Origin of the sequence: Corynebacterium ulcerans, assembly GCF_900187135.1 — a bacterium.
Classification (GTDB): domain Bacteria; phylum Actinomycetota; class Actinomycetes; order Mycobacteriales; family Mycobacteriaceae; genus Corynebacterium; species Corynebacterium ulcerans.
Genome location: NZ_LT906443.1, coordinates 781420 through 804457 on the forward strand (window position 1 = coordinate 781420; position 23038 = coordinate 804457).

21 protein-coding genes are annotated in these 23038 nt (G+C 54.5%); 9 read left to right on the forward strand and 12 right to left on the reverse strand.

Translation table 11 applies throughout. From position 1 onward, the window contains the following. Genes CKV68_RS03505 through CKV68_RS03515 form a run of 3 tightly spaced genes read right to left on the reverse strand, consistent with a single transcriptional unit; the run spans window position 1 to window position 2487 of the window. Window positions 1–141, reverse strand: a complete 141-nt coding sequence (locus tag CKV68_RS03505; RefSeq protein ID WP_013242396.1) for a hypothetical protein — start codon at window positions 139–141, stop codon at window positions 1–3. A 42-nt stretch (window positions 142–183) separates the two neighbouring features. Next, entirely contained in the window at window positions 184–402 is a 219-nt protein-coding gene (locus CKV68_RS03510) for a hypothetical protein (protein ID WP_013911989.1), read from the reverse strand. Window positions 403–408: 6 nt separating this feature from the next. Beyond that, window positions 409–2487, reverse strand: a complete 2079-nt coding sequence (locus CKV68_RS03515; protein WP_095075602.1) for a M3 family metallopeptidase — start codon at window positions 2485–2487, stop codon at window positions 409–411. 32 nt (window positions 2488–2519) lie between these two features. Between CKV68_RS03515 and CKV68_RS03520 the strand changes: the two genes are divergently transcribed. Continuing rightward, on the forward strand, window positions 2520–3791 hold the full coding sequence (locus CKV68_RS03520) for a carboxylesterase family protein (protein ID WP_095075603.1): 1272 nt from the start codon (window positions 2520–2522) through the stop codon (window positions 3789–3791). 187 nt (window positions 3792–3978) lie between these two features. On the opposite strand, the gene idi is transcribed toward CKV68_RS03520, so the two are convergent. The 4 genes from idi to CKV68_RS03540 all read right to left on the reverse strand — a co-directional run bounded on the left by idi (window position 3979) and on the right by CKV68_RS03540 (window position 7605). Next, window positions 3979–4533 (reverse strand): isopentenyl-diphosphate Delta-isomerase, encoded by a 555-nt coding sequence (gene idi, locus CKV68_RS03525; RefSeq protein ID WP_029974929.1) that lies wholly within the window; start codon window positions 4531–4533, stop codon window positions 3979–3981. Window positions 4534–4566: 33 nt separating this feature from the next. Continuing rightward, the gene (locus tag CKV68_RS03530) at window positions 4567–6114 is read right to left on the reverse strand and encodes a hypothetical protein (protein ID WP_095075604.1); all 1548 of its coding nucleotides are present in this window, start codon (window positions 6112–6114) and stop codon (window positions 4567–4569) included. A gap of 3 nt (window positions 6115–6117) precedes the next feature. Then, entirely contained in the window at window positions 6118–6795 is a 678-nt protein-coding gene (locus CKV68_RS03535) for a DUF3558 family protein (RefSeq protein WP_095075605.1), read from the reverse strand. Between the two features lie 303 nt (window positions 6796–7098). Continuing rightward, window positions 7099–7605, reverse strand: a complete 507-nt coding sequence (locus CKV68_RS03540) for a hypothetical protein (protein ID WP_014526087.1) — start codon at window positions 7603–7605, stop codon at window positions 7099–7101. Window positions 7606–7728: 123 nt separating this feature from the next. Here CKV68_RS03540 and CKV68_RS03545 point away from each other — a divergent pair, with 123 nt between their 5' ends. The 4 genes from CKV68_RS03545 (at window position 7729) to CKV68_RS03560 (ending at window position 13347) form a co-directional block, all read left to right on the forward strand. After that, window positions 7729–9576 carry an ABC transporter ATP-binding protein gene (locus tag CKV68_RS03545; protein WP_014836667.1) on the forward strand — a complete coding sequence of 616 codons (1848 nt, stop codon included), beginning with the start codon at window positions 7729–7731 and terminating at the stop codon, window positions 9574–9576. Window positions 9577–9720: 144 nt separating this feature from the next. After that, window positions 9721–11040: a branched-chain amino acid transport system II carrier protein gene (gene brnQ, locus CKV68_RS03550; protein WP_029974918.1), complete on the forward strand. Its 1320-nt coding sequence runs from the start codon at window positions 9721–9723 to the stop codon at window positions 11038–11040. Between the two features lie 7 nt (window positions 11041–11047). Beyond that, window positions 11048–12034: an LLM class flavin-dependent oxidoreductase gene (locus CKV68_RS03555; RefSeq protein ID WP_095075606.1), complete on the forward strand. Its 987-nt coding sequence runs from the start codon at window positions 11048–11050 to the stop codon at window positions 12032–12034. A 125-nt stretch (window positions 12035–12159) separates the two neighbouring features. Further along, a complete protein-coding gene (locus CKV68_RS03560; protein ID WP_095075607.1) occupies window positions 12160–13347 on the forward strand; it encodes an HNH endonuclease signature motif containing protein in 1188 nt (395 codons plus the stop codon). Here the strand turns inward: CKV68_RS03560 and CKV68_RS03565 are convergent. The 3 genes from CKV68_RS03565 to CKV68_RS03575 are packed head-to-tail and all read right to left on the reverse strand — an operon-like array spanning window position 13328 to window position 16690. Further along, the gene (locus CKV68_RS03565; RefSeq protein WP_029974914.1) at window positions 13328–15160 is read right to left on the reverse strand and encodes a BCCT family transporter; all 1833 of its coding nucleotides are present in this window, start codon (window positions 15158–15160) and stop codon (window positions 13328–13330) included. The genes CKV68_RS03560 and CKV68_RS03565 overlap by 20 nt on opposite strands. Window positions 15161–15205: 45 nt before the next feature. Next, window positions 15206–15754 carry a hypothetical protein gene (locus CKV68_RS11335; RefSeq protein ID WP_095075608.1) on the reverse strand — a complete coding sequence of 183 codons (549 nt, stop codon included), beginning with the start codon at window positions 15752–15754 and terminating at the stop codon, window positions 15206–15208. A 15-nt stretch (window positions 15755–15769) separates the two neighbouring features. Beyond that, on the reverse strand, window positions 15770–16690 hold the full coding sequence (locus tag CKV68_RS03575; RefSeq protein WP_095076221.1) for an AEC family transporter: 921 nt from the start codon (window positions 16688–16690) through the stop codon (window positions 15770–15772). A gap of 90 nt (window positions 16691–16780) precedes the next feature. On the opposite strand from CKV68_RS03575, the gene CKV68_RS03580 reads away from it, so the two are divergent. Genes CKV68_RS03580 through CKV68_RS03595 form a run of 4 tightly spaced genes read left to right on the forward strand, consistent with a single transcriptional unit; the run spans window position 16781 to window position 21558 of the window. Further along, window positions 16781–18322 (forward strand): ABC transporter substrate-binding protein, encoded by a 1542-nt coding sequence (locus CKV68_RS03580; RefSeq protein WP_095076222.1) that lies wholly within the window; start codon window positions 16781–16783, stop codon window positions 18320–18322. After that, a complete protein-coding gene (locus CKV68_RS03585; protein WP_095075609.1) occupies window positions 18322–19272 on the forward strand; it encodes an ABC transporter permease in 951 nt (316 codons plus the stop codon). The genes CKV68_RS03580 and CKV68_RS03585 overlap by 1 nt, the downstream gene beginning before the upstream one ends. Window positions 19273–19276: 4 nt before the next feature. Beyond that, on the forward strand, window positions 19277–20128 hold the full coding sequence (locus tag CKV68_RS03590) for an ABC transporter permease (protein ID WP_095075610.1): 852 nt from the start codon (window positions 19277–19279) through the stop codon (window positions 20126–20128). Next, complete coding sequence (locus tag CKV68_RS03595) at window positions 20125–21558, forward strand: ATP-binding cassette domain-containing protein (protein ID WP_095075611.1); 1434 nt, start codon at window positions 20125–20127, stop codon at window positions 21556–21558. The genes CKV68_RS03590 and CKV68_RS03595 overlap by 4 nt, the downstream gene beginning before the upstream one ends. Here CKV68_RS03595 and CKV68_RS11415 read toward each other — a convergent pair. Then, window positions 21550–21684 carry a hypothetical protein gene (locus tag CKV68_RS11415; RefSeq protein ID WP_256219704.1) on the reverse strand — a complete coding sequence of 45 codons (135 nt, stop codon included), beginning with the start codon at window positions 21682–21684 and terminating at the stop codon, window positions 21550–21552. The two genes, CKV68_RS03595 and CKV68_RS11415, sit on opposite strands and share 9 nt — an antisense overlap. Before the next feature lie 29 nt (window positions 21685–21713). Further along, on the reverse strand, window positions 21714–22985 hold the full coding sequence (locus CKV68_RS03600; protein ID WP_095075612.1) for an alpha/beta fold hydrolase: 1272 nt from the start codon (window positions 22983–22985) through the stop codon (window positions 21714–21716). Between the last annotated feature and the right edge of the window lie 53 nt (window positions 22986–23038).

Sequence of the window (23038 nt, forward strand, 5' to 3'; positions counted from 1 at the left end):
CTATATCAGGCTGACTAACCAGGCGATCACGACTAACGCAATAAGCAGGTATAAAGCCTGAGTTACCCGAGACTGTGGATACTTCCGCTTTCTACGCGGAAGCTGCTGGTCCCGTTTACGCAGCTCCTCTGGATTAGCCATTATTCACACTTTCCATATAGGCGGGACGTGCAAGCCCCTCAGTTACTTAGTTGACCTCATTCGAGCTTCTACTCTAGCCCGCACAACCGTGAGGATGCGAAGAATGCGGGCGCCCAGGACGTCGATAAGCCGAAGCCACGCTAAAGCCAGCACGCCGCACACCGGCACCACAACGATCAAAACGAGTGGTGCCTGCAGCCACAAAGGCGCTGACGTTAAAAACTGACTCACCGAGTCAAGAAAGCCCGTCACATGTTCCATCACTCGTTATTGCACCGCCCCGGCTAAGCCACGACGACGCAACAACGGCCCAACATCTTTAGCACGGCCCCGCAACGACTCGAATGCCGTGGTGAAGTCATCCGCACCGCCGCGCGACAACACGAGATCGCGGAACTTTTGCCCCGCGTCTCTGGCAGCACTTTCCGACGCCGCCACGCCTGCGGCTCCCTGCTCAGTGAACCAGTCAAAACCATCGGCATCCAGCGCCTCTGCCCACAAGTAGGAGTAATACCCCGCTGAATATCCACCAGCAAAAATATGGTTAAAGTAGGTGGACTTATACCGAGGTTCAACGTGCTCTACGTCTAATCCCGCTTCTTCCAAAGCCTTGCGTTCAAATTCTGCGATGTCCTCCGAGGACAGCTGCGCCGCTTCTTTCTTGGTCAATGAATGCCATGCGAGATCGATAACGGCAGCCGACAGGTACTCCGTTGTGGCGAATCCCTGCCCAAACTGACGAGCCTTTCCAATCGCAGCAACCAGTTCGTCCGGGATGACCTCACCAGTGTCCACGTGGCGCGCAAAATTCTTCAAAATGGCGGGATCAAACGCCCAGTTTTCATTAATTTGAGAAGGGAACTCAACATAATCTCGCGGAACATTAGTCCCCGAGAACGTGGGATAACGCACCTGAGACAGCAGACCATGTAATGCGTGGCCAAATTCGTGGAACACCGTCCGCAGAGAATCGATGCTGAGCAGAGCGTCAGAACCGTCTGCCGGCTTGGTAATACCCATCACGTTCACCACGACGGGCTTGGTTCCCAGCAAATCCGACTGATCCATAAAACTGCTCATCCACGCGCCACCGCGTTTCGACGGCCGCCCAAAATAGTCCGTCAAAAACAGACCAATGCCCTCACCGTTTGCATCTTTGACCTCCCACACGTCAACGCCTTCCGCATAGCCCTCCATATCCAAGCGCGGAATTACTGTAATTCCATACAGTCGGTTAGCTGCGTAGAAGACTCCGTCGCGTAGCACCTGTTGCAACGGAAAATACTGCGATAGTTCCTCTTCGTCTAAAGCGAAATCACGAGCGCGCACCTTCGACTCCCAATAAGGCCAATCCGCCCCATCCATCGTCGATTCCTGCACCCACTCCTCGGATTCCCCACGGGAGGCTTCATCGAGCAGCTTGTACTCACCACGCGCATTCGCCGCCGCTGCCGGAGCCAGATCAAACAGCAAATCTCGCGCAGCCGCAGCCGACCCCGCTGTTTCCTCCGCAATCACATAGTCGGCATGAGTCTCATAGCCCAATAGCGCAGCCCGCTCCGCCCGCAGCTGCACGGTCTCCACCACAATGCCCGCATTCGACTCAGCGCCCCTGCGTTGCGACGCCTCATACAACCGCGCCCGCGCCTCATGGCGGGCAAGGCTGCCCTGCTCCGCTTGCACAGTGGGAAGTTCAAGTGGGATGACAAACCCGTCCACGCCGGCCGACTGGGCATCCGCGGCTGCCGAGGCGAGGCGCCCGGGGCTCAGCCCCTCCAATTCCTCCCCGTGGGGAAACTGGACGGCAAGTGCTTTGGTATCGGCGAGTAGGTTGCGGCCAAAGGCGTCGGCAAGCACGGACAAGCGAGCATTAATCTCTCGTAACCGCGCCATGTCGGACTCATCTAAACCTGCGCCGTGTCGACGAAACGTCCTGAGCAGATGCGCATGCAGGCGCTTCGACTCGGCGTCTTCCGGCGCCACGACCGCTTCTAGACGTGCGAACAACGCAGAATTCAGATAGATCGCATCCGAATGCTCAGCCAGCAAAGGAGCGACCCGAGCCGCGATCTCATCCATGGCTTCAGAAGAGTCAGTCGTATGAAGATTAAAAAACACCGACGCCACGCGCTCTAAATCTCGCCCGCTGCGTTCCAGCGCTTCCACCGTGTTTTCCCACGACGGAGATTCTGGGTTGTCTGCTATCTGTGCGATTTCTCGGTCATGCGTGGCCAGCGCTGCCTCAAATGCCGGGAGGAAATGCTCCACTGAAATATCTCGGAATGGCGGAAGCTGGTACGGCAGCGAGGACTCTTTTAGCAAAGGATTCGATACAGGTAACGTCATAGATCACAATCGTAGTTGCTAAAGTAACCGCTATGTCTGAAAGCGCATCTTCGCAGCTCATTACCTGCCCCGGCGGTACCTTCACCGGCACGGTCCGCCAATACACCAATGGCAGCGTGGCGACCTATGACCCCATCGTCTATGGAGCGCTCACCAGCGAATTTGCCCCCGCACTTCACGTGTATTCCCCCACGGAGAGTGCAAATCCCGCAGCCCACAACAATCTGCGCACACAGCTTCACCTCACCGTCACAGCCCCGGCTCATGCCGCAAAGTTCAATGATCTTCCTGTTCTAGCGGTGATCCACGGCGGCGGATACGACTCCGGTTCCCGCAACGAAACCTCCTTCGACGGCGCCGAGCCAGCACAAGCCGGAGTCATCGTGGTCAGCATCGACTACCGACTCGGTATCCAGGGCTTTGCACGCTTTCACGACGACGCCCCGCACCACTACCGAGGCATCGACGACTGTGCACTCGCCCTCGAATGGATTCAAACCCACATCGAGGACTTTGGCGGCGACCCCACCAATGTCACCCTCTTCGGTCAATCCGCAGGGGCTGGAATCGCACTCTGGCTCGCCCGGCGCGACCACTATCGAGGGATGTTTCGGCGGGTGTGGGCGGCGTCGCCAAGCTTCCCCCGTGGGGAAATGAAACGCCGCAAAGCAACCCTCCGATGGGCACTATCCGCACCAATCACTCAATCCGGACTTGAAGAGTTACGTCGCAAACACCTCGACAAAGGCTACAAACGCTATAAACGCTACTTCCCCACCGATTTGGCGCTAGGCCCCTGGGACTACGACGCCAACGAACTCACAGCAATCCCCATCATCGTCAGTTCCACCGATCGCGAGCTCTACCAACTGCCCGCCGCACAACAAGCCGATGCAGCATCATGGCTACACCCGCTGCGCCCGCGCATCGCCCGGCATATGGGGGCCACAGCCGACTACATTCAACAAAAATCCACTCAACCCGACTTTTTTCGCGCTCTCACCGGAGCTTCGCTCATCCACCGCTGGGTCAAGCAAACGCTCAAACGCACATACGGCGACACCTGGTACATCCATTACACCAGCTCAAACAATCACGAAGCCACCCACTGCAGCGACCTCAGTCTCCTCTTTCATTCCAGAGACAACCAGCCAGATTCCCCACGGGGGATACTTCTGGCCTTCGCCCGCGGCGCTACGCCGGATTGGCCTCGGTATCGCAAAGGTGCCAGCGGGCTGGGGATCTGTGTTGATGGGGCGGGTGCCCAGCTGCTTACTGACCCCCTCCGTGGGGAATTTGAGTAAGTAATCCCCACGGATCAGATAATCCTTCACTCGGCCTAGTTCGCATTCTGAGAGCTCCATCCCGTTTCAAATACTGACGGCGAAAGCAATCCGCTTACCGAGCCTTCAGTTCTGTTCTTGTTATAAAAGCGCATACAAAACGGCACCGCCCATCGTGAGGCAGGTGCCGTTGTAAAAAACTGACGAACTATGTGCCGATTAGTTTGTGCCGTAATTCTTCATGCTCAAGTTGTTCCACCATCCAGGGACTAAAGGCGAAAGGCGCGGCGTCCACGGCATTAAAAAGGTCTTCGGGTTTCATCCACGCCAGTGAATCTATCTCGTCTGGTCTAGGTTGCAAAAGAAGAGGATCATCAATGTACGCGATAAAAACAGGGCAGATTTCCCACTCAACGGTTCCCTGAGAATCAATTGCTCGGTACCGAAAATCTGGCAAAACGCACTCCAAATTCTTTAGTTCCCCACGGGAGAGACCGATCTCGTGGGGAACCCTACGAATGGCGGCTTCAGCTGATGTTTCGTTGGGAAGTAAATGCCCGCAGGCTGAATTAGTCCACACGCCTGGCCACGTTTTTTTGCTCAGTGCTCGCCGAGTCACCAAGATTTTTCCATCAGGGCCCAGGACGTAGCAGGAAAATGCCAGGTGAAGAGGCGTATCGTGGGTATGGACTGTAGATTTGGGAGCGGTGCCGGTCGGGTTACCTTGTGCGTCGACAAGCACGACGAGATCGACGTCGTTCATTCCTCCCACATTATCCGCTCCCGGGCCAAAATCTTATTGCCTCACCCAGCTCCCGATGACTCCAGGGACTACGGCATCGCGTTCTCCTATAAGAGCGGCAATATTTTTATCGGCTTCAACCGAACTCGTCACTGACTTAATTTTTCCGCGCTTATTGCCCTGCGATATGCCGGTTGGCGTTGCCATCATTGACATCATGCGGCCTCCTGCTTGGTTTTGGCGGGTGACGCTGCCAGGAGATTCGCCGTGCATTGCATGCCCCGCCCACTGGTGTCTGGCTCCGGTCTGGCGTAAAGAGTCTCCAGTGTGATGGATGCCATGGGGAATGTGGTTCTTTCCACCCACGGCGAAACGCGATGTACCCGGTGTCCCACTCTTATGCGCGTTCATACCCGCAAGTGGCAAACCTAACGCATTCAATCCATTGTTTGTAGTCGCACCCCCGACCGCATGCGGGATGGTGTGAGCAGCTCCAAATCGAGGTGCCTCGTGGGGAAAACCTGTCGCATGCGCCATGTGTGTTCCCACGCTGTCTGCCCCTACTTTTTCTAACTGGCGCTGAGCATCATGCACAGATTCAAACGACGGCGATGCAAAATGCGTACTTTGCGTATCGACGCGACCTCCCGCATTAATTCCTGTCGCGCCAAGTCCAGCTGTAGAGGCTCTCCCGTTACCGGCAATATCATCCATCCCGATTTCAGTTCCGCCCCCACCACCCGCAGTAGAAGTATTCATGTTCATCAAGTTGCGGATGTCCGGCACTGAACGATCGACGATACGTTGAAGTTTCTGTTGGAAATGTAAAAGAGCTGCTCTTTCCGACGCCACTCTCGCAGCAGGATCTGTTATGGCTTTGATGCCTGAATTCGCCGTTGCAGCTTCCAACCACAGCATTGTTTTAATACCAATAAGCTTAGAAACTTCCCCCGCCATGACTTTCGCGTTGCCAGAGAAAATCTCGCTGGTCTGAGCTACCTCGTTGATCCGCTCAACAGCCCGATCAATCACCTGACCCTTATTTCCCTCAGCCAAATCTGTTGCCACTTTACGAAGGCGCATCGCAACTTCTAAAGCCAATCGAGACATATCTGACCAGCTTTGCATCCCGAAAAACACCTCTTGTTCTTGGGTAGCTGCTAACCCTTGGACAAGAGCATCCATTGTCGCTGGCTGTACGACTATCGGATGCGAAAAAGAGAAATCTTCATAAGCTGTCTCTGGTCTCGTGGGGAAACGGACTGTCTCACCCCCTACAGAACCACCTTCATCTGCAATATCTATTCCTCGACGAGCATGATCTTCCTGCCCAGTCAATGCCCCATGGCTTGCGCGGAGCGCATCGTGTAGCCAGCCGATCTGCTGCGTCATCGATTGCAACACTGTGGACGCCGACCCAGCTCCCCCTTTAAGCACGATCCCGTGATTTGCTCCGATCTGATCAAGCCCGATAAGCGGAGAATACGCACCAGAAATATTGGCTTTTGCTAGATGACTCTTAATTTCTCCCGCAACTAAAGTTATTTCCTTTAGCTCCTGACAAAGTCGATCTAACAAAACCTTGTTTACCTGTATATCCATTTTTTAGATCCCCCTTGTTATTTCTTTTAATATTTCCCATGCTTTAGGGCAAGCATCTTCTTGAGTGAAGTCTCCAGCTCCAAAAAATAAATGGGAAACCCAAATTCGACCTCGAGCTGTTGGCATTATTGCAGTGCACTCATAATCTTCTCCCCCTAATTTCGCAGAAGTGAAATAAACCCCATCCGGAGCTCCTTTAATGTTCTTAATATCAAGCAGGATGTCGTTACCTTTATTGACATCTAAGCGTGTAAGAACGTCCGCACCTATTTGGAGTACAGCAGCAGGATCAGGCGTGACTTTAAACCTATAATGACAATACGATCTTTTATAGCCTTTTAGCTGCGGGGAACGTGACCCCGAAGCAACGATCCCAGCCCGCTCATAAATTTCCACCGGCACATCCGTACACGGGTCAAAAAATGAGAAATTGGGGTCTGCTGGATTCGGTTCCATGACTTCAGGAAAATCCGGATGCGCATTTTCCGTTGTTGGAGTTGTTGGATTGGTGTGGAGCGCCGCTACAGATTCTTTAACAGTATTCCGTGCACATGCAGTGAACGTGAGCGCACAGATAATCATGAACGTTAGTAGCAATAAACATCGACGCATGAAAGAGTACGACTGCTGCGAATCAGTCCCAAGGTTTAGCCAGTGCATGAGAAAACCCCCTATGCCCATGTCGGACTCCCCCTTCGCGCTGTCACCCTGAGGTCCTCCAACTCAGAGTGAGGGCGCTGCCCGGAGGCGGTCACCACGGTGTAACTTGTGCGGTCCGCCGGCCACCGGCCTCCTTGTGGAAACCCGCAACAGCCGTACTCAGATTATTTAGACTACAGAAGGACCCTAGTCGGTTCCGCTATTTGAATAATTAACCTTTAGGCATCTAAAAAACACAGCTAAAAGGCATATTTTCCCGTTCCCTACAAAAAATACACTCCACCCAAACGGGGGAGTGTAAACCAAGAGAAATATAATATATTACTAAATACTATTGAGATTTCCTTCAAAAATTGCGTTGCCGATCTGGAAGGTGGCGTCGTAAAGCGTGCCATAGGACGTATTGAATGCGTACTGCAGATTGGTCGACGCACCAGCACCCAGCGGCAGATCCAGCCCCACCGTGCCGGCGTCTACTTGCGACATATCCGCCCCACTCACACGCAAGGTAGGAGCAGGGAATGCATCTTTGGGCAGTGCAAGATCATTAAGGTTAGTAACCTTCACATAGATCACCGAACCCGACCCCTGACTATTAGCGCTGGTACCAAGGATTTCCCACTTCACATTCAGGCCCGGATCAGTCTCGGGAGCATTGATATGATCAACCTTGATTGGCGCAACTTGCTTGGGCTGGAATTGAACGGGTGTCGTCGTCGTTGGAGTAACCGAGACGTTCGTTGATACGTCATCACCACCACAAGCGCTTAAAGTTAGCGTTGCGACGCCCACCATGGCACCAGCAACAAGCTGAGATCGGGAAATACGCATCAAATATCCTCACGCTTACGACGAATAACGAACAACTTCCCACAATTTTAACAACGGAGACGATATGAGAGCATTAATCGTCCCCCAACCAGCCATTTTATTCAGAGAGCAGTCACCCTACCCGTGCGATCCATTCTTAGAATCCTCCGCAGCGCTTCCGCCCTTTGGCCCTTTTACCTGGGGGTTATCCTCTCCGCAGTATTTGTTGCCATACTCGCGCTAGCCACCCCCTTCATCATCAAAGACGCCACCGACACTATCGTTTCTGCAGTAAACGGCGAGATGAGCGTCGAAAAAGCTACTCCGCACGTCATTTGGCTTGCCATTGCATTGCTCGTCACACAACTCGCGAACACTGCGTTTACAAATGTCGGAGGCTATATCGGCGATGTAATGGCCGCACGGCTGCGGCAAATCTTGTCCACGCGCTACTTTGCCAAGCTTCTAGGCATGCCCCAGCGATATTTTGACGACCAAGTCACCGGCACAATAATCGCGCGCCTCGACCGCTCTATCACATCAATCACTCAAGCGCTGCAAGCAATGTCCAACAACTTCTTCCCCATGATCATCACCGTGGTGGCAGTGCTGGGCATTTCTGCAAGCTACTACTGGCCACTGGCAGTCCTTCTAGCCATCATCATCCCCGTCTACATGTGGCTGACATCATTGACCAGTAAAAAATGGCAAGTTATCGAGGGACAAAAGAATGAACAAGTCGATCTCGCAGGCGGACGCTTCGCCGAAGTCGTAAGCCAAGTCAAAGTAGTCAAAAGCTTTGTCGCTGAGGTTCGCGAGCTCAAAGGTTTTAGCCACAAATACGCCAAAACCGTTGAGTTCACTCGCAAGCAATCAACCTTCTGGCACTTCATGGACGCCCTCCGCAGCGGCGCAATGAACGTTATTTTCTTCGGAATTTACCTCGTTCTCTTCTACAGAACTCTCCACGGACACTTCTCCCTCGGCGATATGGTTTTGCTCATCCAACTCGTCAACATGGCCCGCATGCCCATGACAATGATGAGCTGGGTCGTAGACACAACGCAGCGCGCCATCGCCGGGTCTAAAGATTACTTCGAGGTCATGGAAAAGGACCTCGAAGCGACCGTCAATCCCGACATCGCAGCTGCCACAACAGCCTCCGACGAACCAGTCCTTCATGACAACACCATCCCGCCACTTTCCCCACGGGGAGAGCAACCGGTGGTTAAGTTCTCAAATGTGTCCTTCTCCTACAACGAAGGCGAACAGGTCCTCAACGCCGTGTCCTTTGCGGCCGATCAAGGGCAGCGCATTGCCCTCGTGGGGGAATCGGGCGGCGGTAAATCGACAATCGTTAACTTGCTGCTCGGCCTTTACCAGCCGAGCGCAGGCCGTTTATCGGTATGTGGTGAAGATGTCTCCGAATTGTCTTCAGAGCAACTACGAGCATCGGTCGGTGTGGTCTTCCAAGAATCGAGCCTCTTCTCCGGGACAATTAGAGAAAATATTGCGTATTCCCGTCCCGATGCGACGTTGGAGGAAGTGGTGGACGTCGCAAAGCGTGCAAATGCACATGACTTTATTAGCGCATTTCCCCACGGGTACGACACACTGATTGGCGAGCGCGGACTGCGCCTCTCCGGCGGCCAAAAGCAAAGAATCGCAGTCGCCCGCGCAATGCTCAAAGACGCTCCCGTACTAGTTCTCGATGAAGCCACCTCCGCGCTGGATACAAAGTCAGAGATCGCGGTTCAGGCAGGACTTGAACAGCTCATGGTGGGACGCACCACGATCATCATTGCCCACAGGCTCTCCACGATTGCGGATGTGGACACCATCATCACGCTTCGCGACGGCACTGTCGACGAAATCGGCTCCCCCGCAGAGCTCGCACATTCCGGCGGTATCTACGCCGAACTACTCGCGTTGACATCCGATGCCAGTGAGGCAAACAAGGAGAAACTGAAAAAATTCGGTTTCCAGGCGTAATGGCGTAATACTGCAAAGGTAAAGCCCCATAAAATTGTGACTTACATCCCAGATTACCCCTTTTTTGATACTAGGATTCCACCATGTGGGAAAAGAGGTTGTAGGGTATGGATCATCCATTAGATAAGAAGGATGATCCATATCATGACGCTCCCTACGAAGGAAAGTAAGCTCACCACCGGCGCTATCGTCGCGACTGCGCTCATGCTCTTCTCGATGTTCTTCGGCGCTGGAAATCTCATTTTCCCGCCGGTCCTCGGCACGAGCTCTGGCGAAAATTTCACGCCAGCAATCATTGGCTTCCTTCTCGGAGGCGTAGCGCTACCCGCCGTCACCATCATTGCAATGACAATGTCGGGAAGCGACATCCGGGATCTCGGCGTCCGCGCTGGAAACTGGTTCAATATCTCATTTGCCGTCATCGTCTATCTCTCCATCGGCGCTTTCTACGCAATACCGCGTACAAGCGCTGTGAGCTACTCGATGATCGTCCAGCCCGTACTTGAGCAAGATTCCACTCTCGCTTCCGTGGGGTTCAACGCATTATTCTTCGCCGTGGCGTTACTCCTGGCACTTAACCCCACGGGGATCGTGGACAAACTCGGTAAATTCCTCACTCCCGCGCTCCTGGTCTTGCTGGCTGTGTTAGTGGTGCTGGCTATCGCCAACCTGCGCAGCGACGTCTCTCCTGCCACGGAAAAATACGCCACCGCGCCACTGACCACCGGCCTCCTCGAGGGCTACATGACGATGGACTCACTCGCCGCGCTTGCATTCGGCATCCTCGTTATTTCTTCGCTCAAATATAAGAGCGGCCACGAAGGCAAAGCGCTCGTCAAACCAGCCATCATTGCTTCGCTGATAGCATCTGCGTTGCTCGCAATCATCTACCTTGGACTCGGCTACGTGGGGCGTATCATGCCCGATGGCCAAAGCTACCAAGATGGTGCATCTCTGCTCTCTGGTGCAGCACGACTCACCATGGGAACTCCCGGCCAGGTCGTCTTCGGACTCATCGTCCTGCTTGCCTGCATGACCACAGCAGTAGGCCTACTCGCAGCCACAAGCGAATTCTTTAACCGTCTGCTCCCCGGCATCTCGTACAAAGCATGGCTAGTGATCTTCTCACTGATCTCCTTCTTTGTAGGCAGCATGGGTCTCTCTAAAGTTCTGAGTATCGCAGCCCCGCTCATCACCTTCATCTATCCGGTGGCGATTACCTTGGTAGCACTCACCATCCTCGAACTCTCCGTGGGGAAACTGAAACTCCTGTGGGGTTTCCGACTCCCAGTCTGGGCAGTCACCATCTGGTCAGCACTTACCACCCTGGGTGCTCAAGGCATCACCGCAGCAGAAAGCCTCGTCAGCTGGGCCCCGCTTCACGACGTCAGCCTCGCCTGGCTACTCCCCGCCTTCACGTTCCTCGCAATCGGCGGAATAATCGACTACACGCGAAGAAGCTAATTCCCATATGAAAACCCCAGTACCGCTCTCAATCCTTGACTTCGCCACGATCCCCCGTGGGGAAACAGCACGAAAAAGTTTCACTAGATCAGTACAACTGGCTCGTGCCGCAGAGCGGCTGGGGTTTTCGCGCATTTGGTACGCCGAACACCACAATGTGCCGACGATCGCTTCGTCGGCACCTGCGATCCTTATCGCCCACGTCGCCAACCACACCGATCGCATCCGACTCGGCGCTGGCGGAATCATGTTGCCTAACCACTCGCCCTATGTTGTGGCCGAACAATTTGGCACCCTCGCTGAGCTCCACCCCGGACGCATAGATTTAGGCCTCGGACGCGCTCCGGGGACGGATCAAAACACAGTTGGCAAAGCCCTTCGACGCTCACCTCACGCCGCGAACTCATTTCCCCACGATGTGGCCGAGCTCCAGGGTTATCTCTCAGACCAATCTCCAATTCCAGGCATTCGCGCAATCCCTGGAGCCGGAACACAAGTACCTCTCTATATTTTGGGCTCGTCATTATTTGGTGCCCGCCTTGCCGCAGAAATGGGTCTTCCATACGCCTTTGCGTCTCATTTCGCTCCCAAGTATCTCGATGAGGCAATTCGCACCTATCGTGGGGAATTTCGCCCTTCAGCGCATCTAGATAAACCGTATGTAATCGCTGGAGTAAACGTCACGTGGGCAGAAACTATGCAAAAAGCCCACGAAGAGTTTGATGAGGTCTTCCGCAGCACCCTTCGCTCAATCTCACCCCGTGGGGAATCTCTTAGCGATTCTCAACTGGACGCATTAGCCAACACTCACGCCGGAGATAACGTCCGCGAAATGCTGCGTTTCAGCGCTATCGGCACGACCCAAACAGTGACGGATTATTTGCAGCAATTTGTTGCACGTGCAAATGCCGATGAGCTGATGCTCTTATTCCGCGCTTCTTCGTGGGACAACCAGCTACGAGCTGTGGAAGAGCTCGGTAACACATGGACTTAGTGAGGTAAATATCCTGGCCCACGCCTGTGGATAACTCCGGTTACTTCCCTCTCGAAAAACAAGTTATCCACAGCATTATCGCTCGTCCCTAGATTTTGACACCTTCACCTTTTAGTTTCCAAGACATGAACGTCAAGGAATGCCTCGAGTTTTTAGCCGCAAACGGAGTTGCATTAGCTGAATATATCTTTTCGGTCTCCCAAAAACCTCGGGCAAAGGTGGAGCTTTCTGCGCTTTTTGGCATTGATCCCACGACTATGGGCAGATACATCAAAACTGCAAAAGCTCTGTTTGGCCCCACGAGAGACAAAGCTATGCGAGAAGAAGCCCTGGCTATTGCTCGACAAGGAAATCTAGGGCTAGACACAATCGCACTGATCAACACAAAAGTCTCACGCCTACGCGACCCTGATAACCAAGAAGCGTTTCGAGTTGAGCTCCTATTATTCGCGTGCAAACACCCGTTTACAGTCCTGAAGCAGCACGCCGACATTCGCCTCCAGGAAGAAAACAGCGCTTCTGCTTCACATTCCCACGCGCTGCGCTACGCACGTTTCTCCCATGCCCCAGACGCCAACAATATGCGGTATTTATTCTTATCTCTCCCCGAAGAACTCATGACCGCAATCGAATCCCGCATGGTTGACTACGCACGCCGTTTTAAAAGCACAACCGTATCAAGCCAACAAACACTCGCTGATGCTATCACTGGCACTTTGCTTCACGACGACTCCCGCTCCCCCGACGGCAACGCTCTTCGCGAAGGCCTTATCCTCTTGCCTGCGGACGGTTGGAAAAATAATGGCGGCAGCGAACTAGTCACCATTGACGGGGCCACAATCAAAGCCGCCGAACTTGCTAATCATCTTCTCGCTGATTTTGGCTATGCCGTGCTATACGACGAAAACGCCGAACCTGTTGACCTCTTTCGAACCCAACGCTTAGCAAACACAAAACAACGCATCATCCTTACCGCCGACCAGCTTCTTTGCACTGATCCTTCCTGCAGTCGTGCAGCTTTTCGAGCACAATGCCATCACATTGACGCATGGAAACACGGAGGAAACACAAACCTGGAAAATTTAGCCATGGTATGTGGTTCTCATAATGCGCAAAACGACGACGATCACATCCTCGGCAAGCATCGCAATGGACACTACGCAAAATGCCCCACGACCGGGCGTGTTGGCTGGCAACCACCCGACCCCGAGGCACCTCTGCAATTTAACCAGCATCCTTTAGCTAACAAATCAGCCAGGATGTGGGCACTTCGCCACTTCTCCCGTGGGGAAATTACTCCCAGTTCTCCTTAGGCTGGGGCCGGGAATGCTCTACGATTTTAACTCCCGCAGTATTTTCTTGATCATCGACAACATCACCGGTAATCCCGAGATCTCCTTCGATGACTACGCTTCCTGGAATAACAATGTTCCCGTCCTCATCGTGTGCCAATGAAACAACAGGCAACTCATTGCCGTCTTCGTCGTACCCCGGAGCAGGCATAGCCTCATGTGCTTCTAGCTTCTCCGCAGTATCTGTCTTCCGCCACTGACGAGTCTGAATTCTTCGCTCCGCAGCTGAATCGTCCATCATCCCTTTCATCAGTGAATACATCATGATGAACTGCGTAATAAAAAACGGGAAGGCAACAATAATTACGACTTCTTGGAGCGTCGCTATGCCTGAAGAAGGAGAAACAATCAATAGCGCGCCTGCAACAGCGCCAATAGCCACTACCCACAGAATTCTATAACCTACGGGCGATACTTCTTCTTCTCCGGTAGAAAACATGTCGTTCACCATGCCGGCGGAATCAATAGACGTAATAAAGAAAATCACCACAATTACAAGAGCCAACGTCGATACAGCACTTGTCCAAGGATATTCTTGGAAAAACCCAAACAGAGCAAAGGGAACATTCCCATCGTGAACGACGGGACCAGATAACTTGCCTGGCTCATTTAACTCAATTTCTATTCCTGCGCGTCCAAAAACCGCGAACCAGATCACAGAGAAAATAGCAGGTAAGGCTAGCACCCCACCAATGTACTCACGGACAGTTCGCCCACGGGAGATACGTGCTACGAACATCCCCACGTAGGGAGACCAACAGATCGTCCATGCCCAATAGAACACGGTCCATTTTCCCTGCCATCCTGGATTATCTCCGTAAGAGTCAGCCCAAAACATCATGTCAGGAAGCGCTTTAGCGTAAATTCCGAATGACTCAGTGGCAAAACGTAACAGCGTCAGTGTCGGGCCAGAAACTAAGACAAAAAGCATCAGCAGCACAGCGAGTGCAATGTTGACATTCGACAGAATTTTGATGCCCTTCTCCAGCCCAGAGGCAACGGACACGCATGCAATTGCTGTGATGATCAAAATGATAAGCAACTGCGCCCAACTTACTTCTGGTAAACCCCACAGGCGTTGGAGTCCAGAGTTGATTTGCAGTACGCCTAAACCAACAGAGACTGCGATGCCGAAGGTCGTTGCGATGATGGAGAGGGCGTCGATAAGCTTTCCGGGGATGTCATAGATACGTGAGCCCAGAATCGGCGCGAATACAGAACTCACCCGTGGGGGAAGCTTGCGCTTGTAAATGAAATAGCCGAGTGCAAGTCCAGGCAAAGCAAAAATAGCCCACATATGAATACCGAAATGGTAGAAAGTGAAAGCAAACGCTTCAGTTATCGCTTTCTCCGATAGCGGCTCTGCATCCTGTCGTGGGACGTTAACTGCGTGGTTCAGCGGCTCAGCCACGCCCCAGAACATTAGTACCGCACCTACTCCACCTGCGAAAAGCATGCAAAACCAGGCAATAAGGCCATGCTCGGGTTCATCGTTGTCATCGCCAAGGCGCAACCGACCAAACCGTGAGATGAACACTCCAACCAAGAAAAGGAAAATAAAGCTCACACCACCGATGTAAAGCCATCCCGTTCCGGTAAGGAGTCCTTGGGCTACTCGGGTAAAGGAGTCTCGCGCAGCGCTTCCTAGAGCGATCGTCCCGATGACGAACACCGTGACAAAACCTAGTGATACGAGAAAGATAAAGGGATCAGTCTTAAGTCCTAAAAAGGGCTTTCTTTGCGATATTGGCTCCGAAGAAATCGGGGAATTCATGAGACAAACATTTCCGGTAGTCCTACAGGTACCGGTCACACGTTACTAATTTCGTGGGGGATTTCGAACTTCATTTCCCCACGGGGGAAGCAGGCCGACTTTATCAACCACAACCCCATCATTCCTCTGCCCCAGTACATCAGCTATTTCGTAGGGCCTCGGCGTCGCTCCTGCGGGAAATTCGACTGTGTAGAGTTTTTCGCTTCTTCTTTGTTGGATGGCATTGGTCGGCAGCATCGTAAGAAAGCTAGTTTTTGCATCACTCCAGATCCGGATATGGGCAAGATCCTCGAGGGGAAAGGTCGCCCCGGAATGGGTTACGTGCACTTTGTCGCTGATCGTGAGAATGGGGCGGCGTCGTCGGGCAAAGAAGGCCCCGAGCGAAGCCAGAGCGCTGATAATCCCCACGGCAGGCGCAACGGCGGAGGCGGCGTAGAGCATTCGCATGGTTCCTGTTGCGTTGTGATGCGCGACGAGGAGCACACCAAGAAGGCTCGTCATGAGAATCACAAAAAGCACGCACGTGATCGTGGCCTTTGATTGGGCCAAAGCGCGGTAGGAAGTTCTCACTGTTATCGACATCAAGCACATCATAGTTTCTTCACAGGTTTATCCCAACAAAGACATGATTGCGATGAGCACCGGCAAAGAGACGAGAGTGCTTATAACGCCGCTGTTTCTGGCCAAGCTTTCCGACGTTCCATGCCTCAACGCATACGCATACACATTTTGTGCGGTAGGCAGCGCACCCAGGAACGTCGCGACAAGCAGGGCCCGGCCCGTCAGCCCCATCGCCGAAGCAATTCCCCACGCCAATGTGGGGTGCGCAAAGTTCTTAAGCCCGCACGCCACGATGGTGTCCATCACCTTTGTTTCCCCACGGGGGAAAGTGGTGGATAGGGACATCCCAAAGAGGATCAACGCCAGCGGCACGGAGGATTCGCCAAGCAGATGGATTGGTTGGGCAAGGACTGCGGGCATGTGCAGTCCGGCGGCTGCAATCGTTAGGCCGGTTATTGATGCAAGGAACATTGTGTTGCACAGCGGCGCCCGTACGAGATTCCCCAGGAGTTTGGTCTCCTTTTTGTTGTGGAGAAAATCTAGCCAGGTCATGGCTAGCGGCGCGTAGAAAGCAATTTGGAAGAGCATGAGCGGGATGACGAGGGTGGCGTCGTCAAGCACATAGGTAGCGATGGGGATTCCAAGATTGCCGCCATTTGCATAGCTTGCCGCCAGTGCCCCGATTATGGCGTCGTCGATGCGGCGGCGCAGAAGCACAGTGCTGATGCTGAAGGAGAGAAACGCAATGCCCGTAGCGCTGACGCACACGACTATAAAGCTGCTCGACACAATCGCGGAGAGCTCGGAGTGCATGATTTTGTCGAACAATAGCGCTGGGGTGGCAACAACGTAGACAAAGTTCCCTAGCGAAGCGGCGGCGCCTTTGCCTAATACGTTTTTCTTGCCGAGGACAGCGCCTAAACCGATCACAAGGAAAATCACAAAGAACCCACGGAAAATGCTCTCCATAATTGTAGATTGTGCTCCATTTTCCCCACGGGAGGCACCCCCGCTAAAAACAAGTTTGCCCTCATGCATTCACGGGTTAGTCTGCTTGTCATGTTCTCTTTCCCCCGGCGCGCGGTCGCGATGATGACTTTGGCGATCTTTGGTTTGAGTGCGTGCTCTGCTGGTTCGGCGGCGTCGCAAAATTCGTTGGTGCATGAGTCCAACGATCACAGTGTGACTCTTGGGTTGACGGCACCCCCCAGCTCCCTCGATTTCACTACTACCTCTGGCGCTGCCATTCCTCAGGCACTGATGGGCAATGTGTATGAGGGTCTGGTTCGGGTTAATCAACGTGGTGAGGTGGAGCCGTTGCTTGCGTCATCATGGGAGGTGTCGGAGGACGGCACACAGTATGTGTTTCACCTTCGCGAGGGCGTTCGCTTCTCCAACGGCGACGCTTTCACAGCGGACACTGCAAAGTTTTCCATCGATCGAGTGCTTTCCGACGCCTGGACTAATGGCTTGAAAGCCCAAATGTCCAAGGTGACCAACACCCGGGTTATCGATACCCACACCCTCGAAGTCACGCTCGCGCATCGCTCAAACACCTGGTTGTGGTCGATGGGCACGTTGATTGGTGCGATGATGTCGCCACGGGGGGTGTCGGACTTGGCCACTAAGCCGGTGGGCACCGGACCTTATGAGGTGGATAACTGGGCGGTGGGAACGTCGCTATCCTTCACCTCCCGTGGGGAATATTGGGGTGAATCTCCCAAGAATAAGCGGGCTGTGCTGCGCTATTTCGCGGATGCGATTTCTCTGACTAATGCTGTGCGTTCCGGAGACGTTGACGCTGTTATCGGTTTGCAGTCTCCTGAGCTCTTGGAGTCCATACAGCGCGATGGTGACCTCAATGTCAACGTGGGCACGACCAACGGTGAGGTGCTGCTCACGATGAATCATGCGCGGGCGCCGTTCAATGATCTTCGCGTCCGGCAGGCGGTGATGTTTGGCGTCGATAGGCAGGCAATCATTGATACCACGTGGGAGGGCTACGGGATTGACACCGGGGGCGCGCCGGTGCCGCCGACGGATCCGTGGTATCAGAAGACGGAGCAGTATCCGTTTGATCCTGACCGCGCGCGCCAGTTAATGAATGAGTCCGGGGCGACGGGGACCAAAATAACTATTTCGGTGCCGTCGTTACCCTATGCTGCCACGGCTTCTGAGATTTTGTACTCGCAGCTTCGAGACATCGGCTTCGACGTGAGCATCGAATCCACCGAATTTCCGTCCGTGTGGTTGGCCAAAGTCTATAAGGGCCATGACTACGACATGTCGGTGATTGCCCACACCGAGGCCCGCGATATTCCCAATATTTTTGCTAACCCAAAGTATTACCTGGGTTACGACGACAAAAAAGTTCAAGAGCTCATCGCCCAAGCGGACACCGTGAATGAAGCCGACTATGTCCCCACGATGAAAAAGGCAGTCACGCGGATCTTGGATCAGGCCGCGGCCGATAACTTGTTCAATCTTCCCAACATTGTGGTGACGGCGAAGAACGTCAGCGGAGTTCCCGTCAACGCTGTGGGCGACGGCCTCTTGCTGGCTGCTATCGCGAAAGAAGAACCAAGGAAGGTAACGCACTAGTGATTGCGGCGAAACTTGCACGAGGCGCAGCTAAGTACGCGCTTACGTTGTTTATTGCCAGCGTGGTCATTTTTGTCGCGCTTCGGATTGTTCCAGGGAACCCGGCAGAGGTGGCGCTCGGGGTGACTGCGACGCCGGAGGCCGTCGCAAAGCTAAGTGCGACGATGGGGATCGATAAGCCGCTGTGGGAGCAGTATGTGTCGTGGATCGGTGGCCTCCTCCGTGGGGAATTTGGGACTTCGTTGACCAGCTCGACGGATATTTCGCCCATCGTCGCGGATCGGCTTCAGGTCAGTCTGATTCTCGTTGTTCTATCGATGCTGTTCGCCCTTATGCTCGCTGTCCCTTTGGGGTTGTGGGCGGCTAGGCGCTCAAGCCATATCGACGGCATCCTTATCTCCGCGCTCAGCCAGGTTGGAATTGCGGTTCCGAGTTTCCTTGCTGCGATACTGTTCATTTCTTTTTTTGCAGTTCGCTTGCGTTGGTTGCCCACCAACGGTTGGTCGGTGCCCGATGAGGATTTCAGCGGTTTTCTGGTGCGCCTTGTGCTGCCGGTGGTGTCCCTTGGGATTGTTCAGGCTGCGATTATGACTCGATATGTGCGGGCAGCTGTCATGGATGTGATGCGCGAAGATTTCATGCGCACCGCACGCGCTATTGGGTTGAGCTCATGGCAGGCCTTGCGCAGCCACGGATTACGCAATGCGGCCCTGCCAGTTCTGACAGTAACCGGTTTGCAGCTCACGTCCTTGTTGGTGGGTGCGGTTGTTATTGAACGGGTTTTTGTTATTCTGGGTCTGGGCAGCCTGCTGCTCACCGCTGTAACAAACCGCGATTTGCCCACGGTGCAGACGATCGTGATGATCCTCGTTGTCCTTGCCATCGTGGTCAACGCGATCGTGGATATGGCTTATGTTGTGGTGGACCCGCGCACTCGAAGGGAGGCCTAGGTTCATGCGTAGTAGTCGTTTTTCGCTCGGCGGCAAGATCGGGCTGGGGATCGTTATCGTCGTTGCTGTTCTTGCGTTGGTTTCCTTAGTGTGGACGCCTTATGATCCGCTCCGGGTTATGCCGGGGTCGCGGTTGGAGGGGCCGTCGATAAGCCATCTTTTGGGCACGGATCGCTATGGCAGGGATGTGTTGTCGCAGGTGATGGTGGGATCTCGTATCACGCTCCTCGTGGGGATTGTCGCGGTGTCTGTGGCAGCGCTCGTGGGGGTGCCGCTCGGTGTGTGGGCAGGTATGAGGCGCGGCTGGATAGATTCGGTGATCATGCGCGGCGCAGATCTGCTGCTTGCGTTTCCAGGTCTGCTTCTGGCGATTGTGGCCACCGCGATGTTTTCGGCCACCACGTTGACCGCGATGATGGCTATTGGAGTGGCCAATATTCCGGCTTTTGCTCGTGTGGCGCGCGCGGCGACGATGCAGGTGATGGCGCAGGATTATGTTGCTGCAGCCCGCGACGCCTCCCGTGGGGAATTGAGTATTGCAGTGCGCCACGTGATCCCCAACATTTTGAGTGTGGTGGTGGTGCAGGCGTCGGTGGCTTTTGCCCTCGCCATTCTTGCCGAAGCCGGCCTGAGCTTCCTAGGCCTTGGCACTCCGCCGCCGGATCCCAGCTGGGGCCGAATGCTGCAGTCTGCGCAATCGTCGCTGGCCACCGCGCCGCTGCTGGCAGTATGGCCGGGCCTTGCTATCGCGCTGACCGTTTTGGGCTTTAATTTGCTTGGCGACGGCCTCCGCGATCTCACCGACCCCCGTTCCACTCGCCGTACCGCAGGTTTTTCTAAGGAGTCTTCATCATGACGCTTCTCCAAGTCCGCAATCTCACTGCTGCGGGAATCCTGAAGGATGTGGCTCTGGCAGTCGACCATGGCGAGCGCGTCGGGCTGATCGGAGAATCCGGCTCCGGCAAAACGATGACTGCACTGTCCATCATGCGGCTCATTAACGCGTCAGGTTCCATTCAACTCGACGGACAAGAACTCACGGCGCTGTCGGAGAAAGCGATGTGCCGTATCCGGGGTCGCAAAATTGCCATGGTGTTCCAGGAACCCATGACGGCTCTCGACCCGCTCATGCGAGTGGATAAGCAGATCGCTCAGGTGCTCAAAGTTCATTCTGTTTCCCCACGGGGGAAGGTTACGGAACTGCTGTCGAGCGTGGAACTCGACCCTGCACTCGGCAAGCGTTTTCCCCACGAGCTCTCGGGCGGGCAGCGCCAGCGCGTATTGATCGCCATGGCCCTGGCCCATGACCCCGACGTATTGATGTGCGATGAGCCAACAACTGCGTTAGACGTGACTTCTCAAAAGGCGATCGTCGACCTAATCTTGCGCCTGGTCGCCGAGCGCGGAACTGGCCTGCTGTTTATCACTCATGATCTGGGGCTGGTGGCCGCCACGTGCCAACGCATTCTGGTGATGCAAGGCGGCGCAGTCATCGAGGAAGGAACCGTAGAGCAGGTTCTCCACTCCCCTGCGCACTCTTATACGCGCATGCTTATCGACGCCTCCCAGCTTCCTCCAGCCCGCCCCGCCATGATTACTGATGAGTCCATGGTGCGGGCGCGGGGCGTCGAGAAGCATTATCGCCATCACAAAGCAGTCGATGGCATTGATCTCTACGTCTCCCGTGGGGAAAGAGTCGGCATCGTGGGCGGCTCGGGCTCGGGAAAGACAACGCTGCTGAAGATGATCGCGGGACTCATACGCCCCACGTCAGGCAGCATCTCTGTCTCCGGCACCAAAAAGATGGTCTTTCAAGACCCCATGCGGTCTCTGGACCCCCGCATGACCATCCGCGAGATCGTCGCCGAGCCGCTCCCGCGTGCCAGCGACGAGCGCATCGTTGAGGTTTTAGAAGAAGTCGGCCTCAGTGGGGAGATTCTCGACCGTTTTCCCCACGAGTTCTCGGGCGGGCAGCGCCAGCGCATTTCTATAGCTCGCGCGCTGATTGCGTCGCCGGATATTCTGCTTGCCGACGAACCCGTCTCAGCCCTCGACGTCTCAGTAAGAAAGAAGGTCCTCGCCCTCATAGACCGGCTGGTTCACGAGCGCCATCTCACCCTCTTGTTTGTCTCCCACGACCTCAACGTGATCCGCTCCGTGTGCTCGTCTGTGGTTGTGATGCACGAAGGTCGTATCGTGGAGGCCGGCCCTGTGGACGAGGTGTTTGCCAACCCCAAGGCCGAATACACCAAGCAACTCTTGGCGGCGATCCCCCACTTAGGATGACGTTATATACAGCAACACACTGGGATCAAGAATGTGTTCCTCAGAATAGTTAAGCCCTCCTACCACGTGGGCCAGCTGATCAAACGCCTCGACTTCGTGGGCGGAAAGAACAACGGGATTATTCATGAGAATGAGTGTAAACCACGTGGCTCACATTAGTGATCCGCAACCTTGCTTTTGAGAAGCGCCAGGATTTCCTCGCCGGCCCAGTGGATGCCGTCGTGCTGATACTGGTTGGTGATGTGGAGGCGGGCGTCGCAAAGCTTATCTGCGGTGTGCAGCGAATACTCATAAGGCACAAACGCATCATCGACGTACACGCACGCGGCTGCGACGGGGCTCTGCGCCAGCGCTTCCGGGCGATACGGTGACGCATCCCACCGACGCATGGCCAAGCCCTGCGCAGCCTGAGCAAACGGAACCAGGGCCGGATCCTCCTCAAAATGCCACGGATAAATGTGCTCGCCTGTGAGATAAAACTTCTCATTGGACCGTGGATCCGCATCCTGCGCAAACCCCTCTATTTCCCCACGGAGGCGGTGGGCGGACCACGCCGTCTGCGGACCGCCAATCCCGCCATAAATTGACTCGTGGATCGCGGCGTAGAGCGGGGCACTCGCAAAACTTACTTTTGCACCGATTTCTGCCAGGACATCAGTCTTAAGTTTCTTCTCTCCGTTTCTCTGAAACGGACTCTCAAGGAGATACGCCAAAGAATAGAACCCCGCCGACCGGCCGAGGTCAATGCCAATGGTGCGGAATCTTCTTGAGCTAAGCCGCTCCCCCGTGGGGAGTTTCTCGTCGGAGTTATCAAGGTGATGGCAGATTTCCCTGATGCGCGCTTCGGCCCATGGGAATTGGCTATAGAATTCCTCGCTGCGGCGGGCGATGGCTGCGTAGGTGGCGCGATACACATCGTCCACGTGGGCTTCAAGGGCTGGAAGACCACCGGTGATATATGATTCGGCAACCGATTCTGGGTAAAGGGAAAGATAAGAAGTAATGCAGAATCCGCCGAAGCTTTGCCCATACAGAGTCCATGCGGAGATTCCCAAAGCTTTACGCAATGCCTCGGCGTCATGGACGATGAATTCTTGGCGCAAAAGGTGCAGTTTGTCTGCGTCCGTGCCAAGGGTGTCGCAATCGATGCGATGCGAACGACCGGTTCCGCGTTGATCTAAAAGAACCACGCGATGTGTCTTCAACGCTTCCTTAATCACGCCGCTGATCGAAATCGGGCGTGGGGCCGGAAAACCGGGACCTCCTTGGAGATACAAAAAGGCCGGATAGTGTTCTCCTCCAGCGGGCACCAACTCGCGAGCAAAAAGCTCAAACGTTCCCAGTTCCGGATTCTGCGGATCCCAAGGGACCTCCAGGGTGTGTTCATAAACTGTGCATCCAAGGTAACGAGTCTTCATGGCACCCATCGTATTCGCAGGCACCCTATTCCTCGCCGTGCGCCTTAAACCGCACCCGCGCA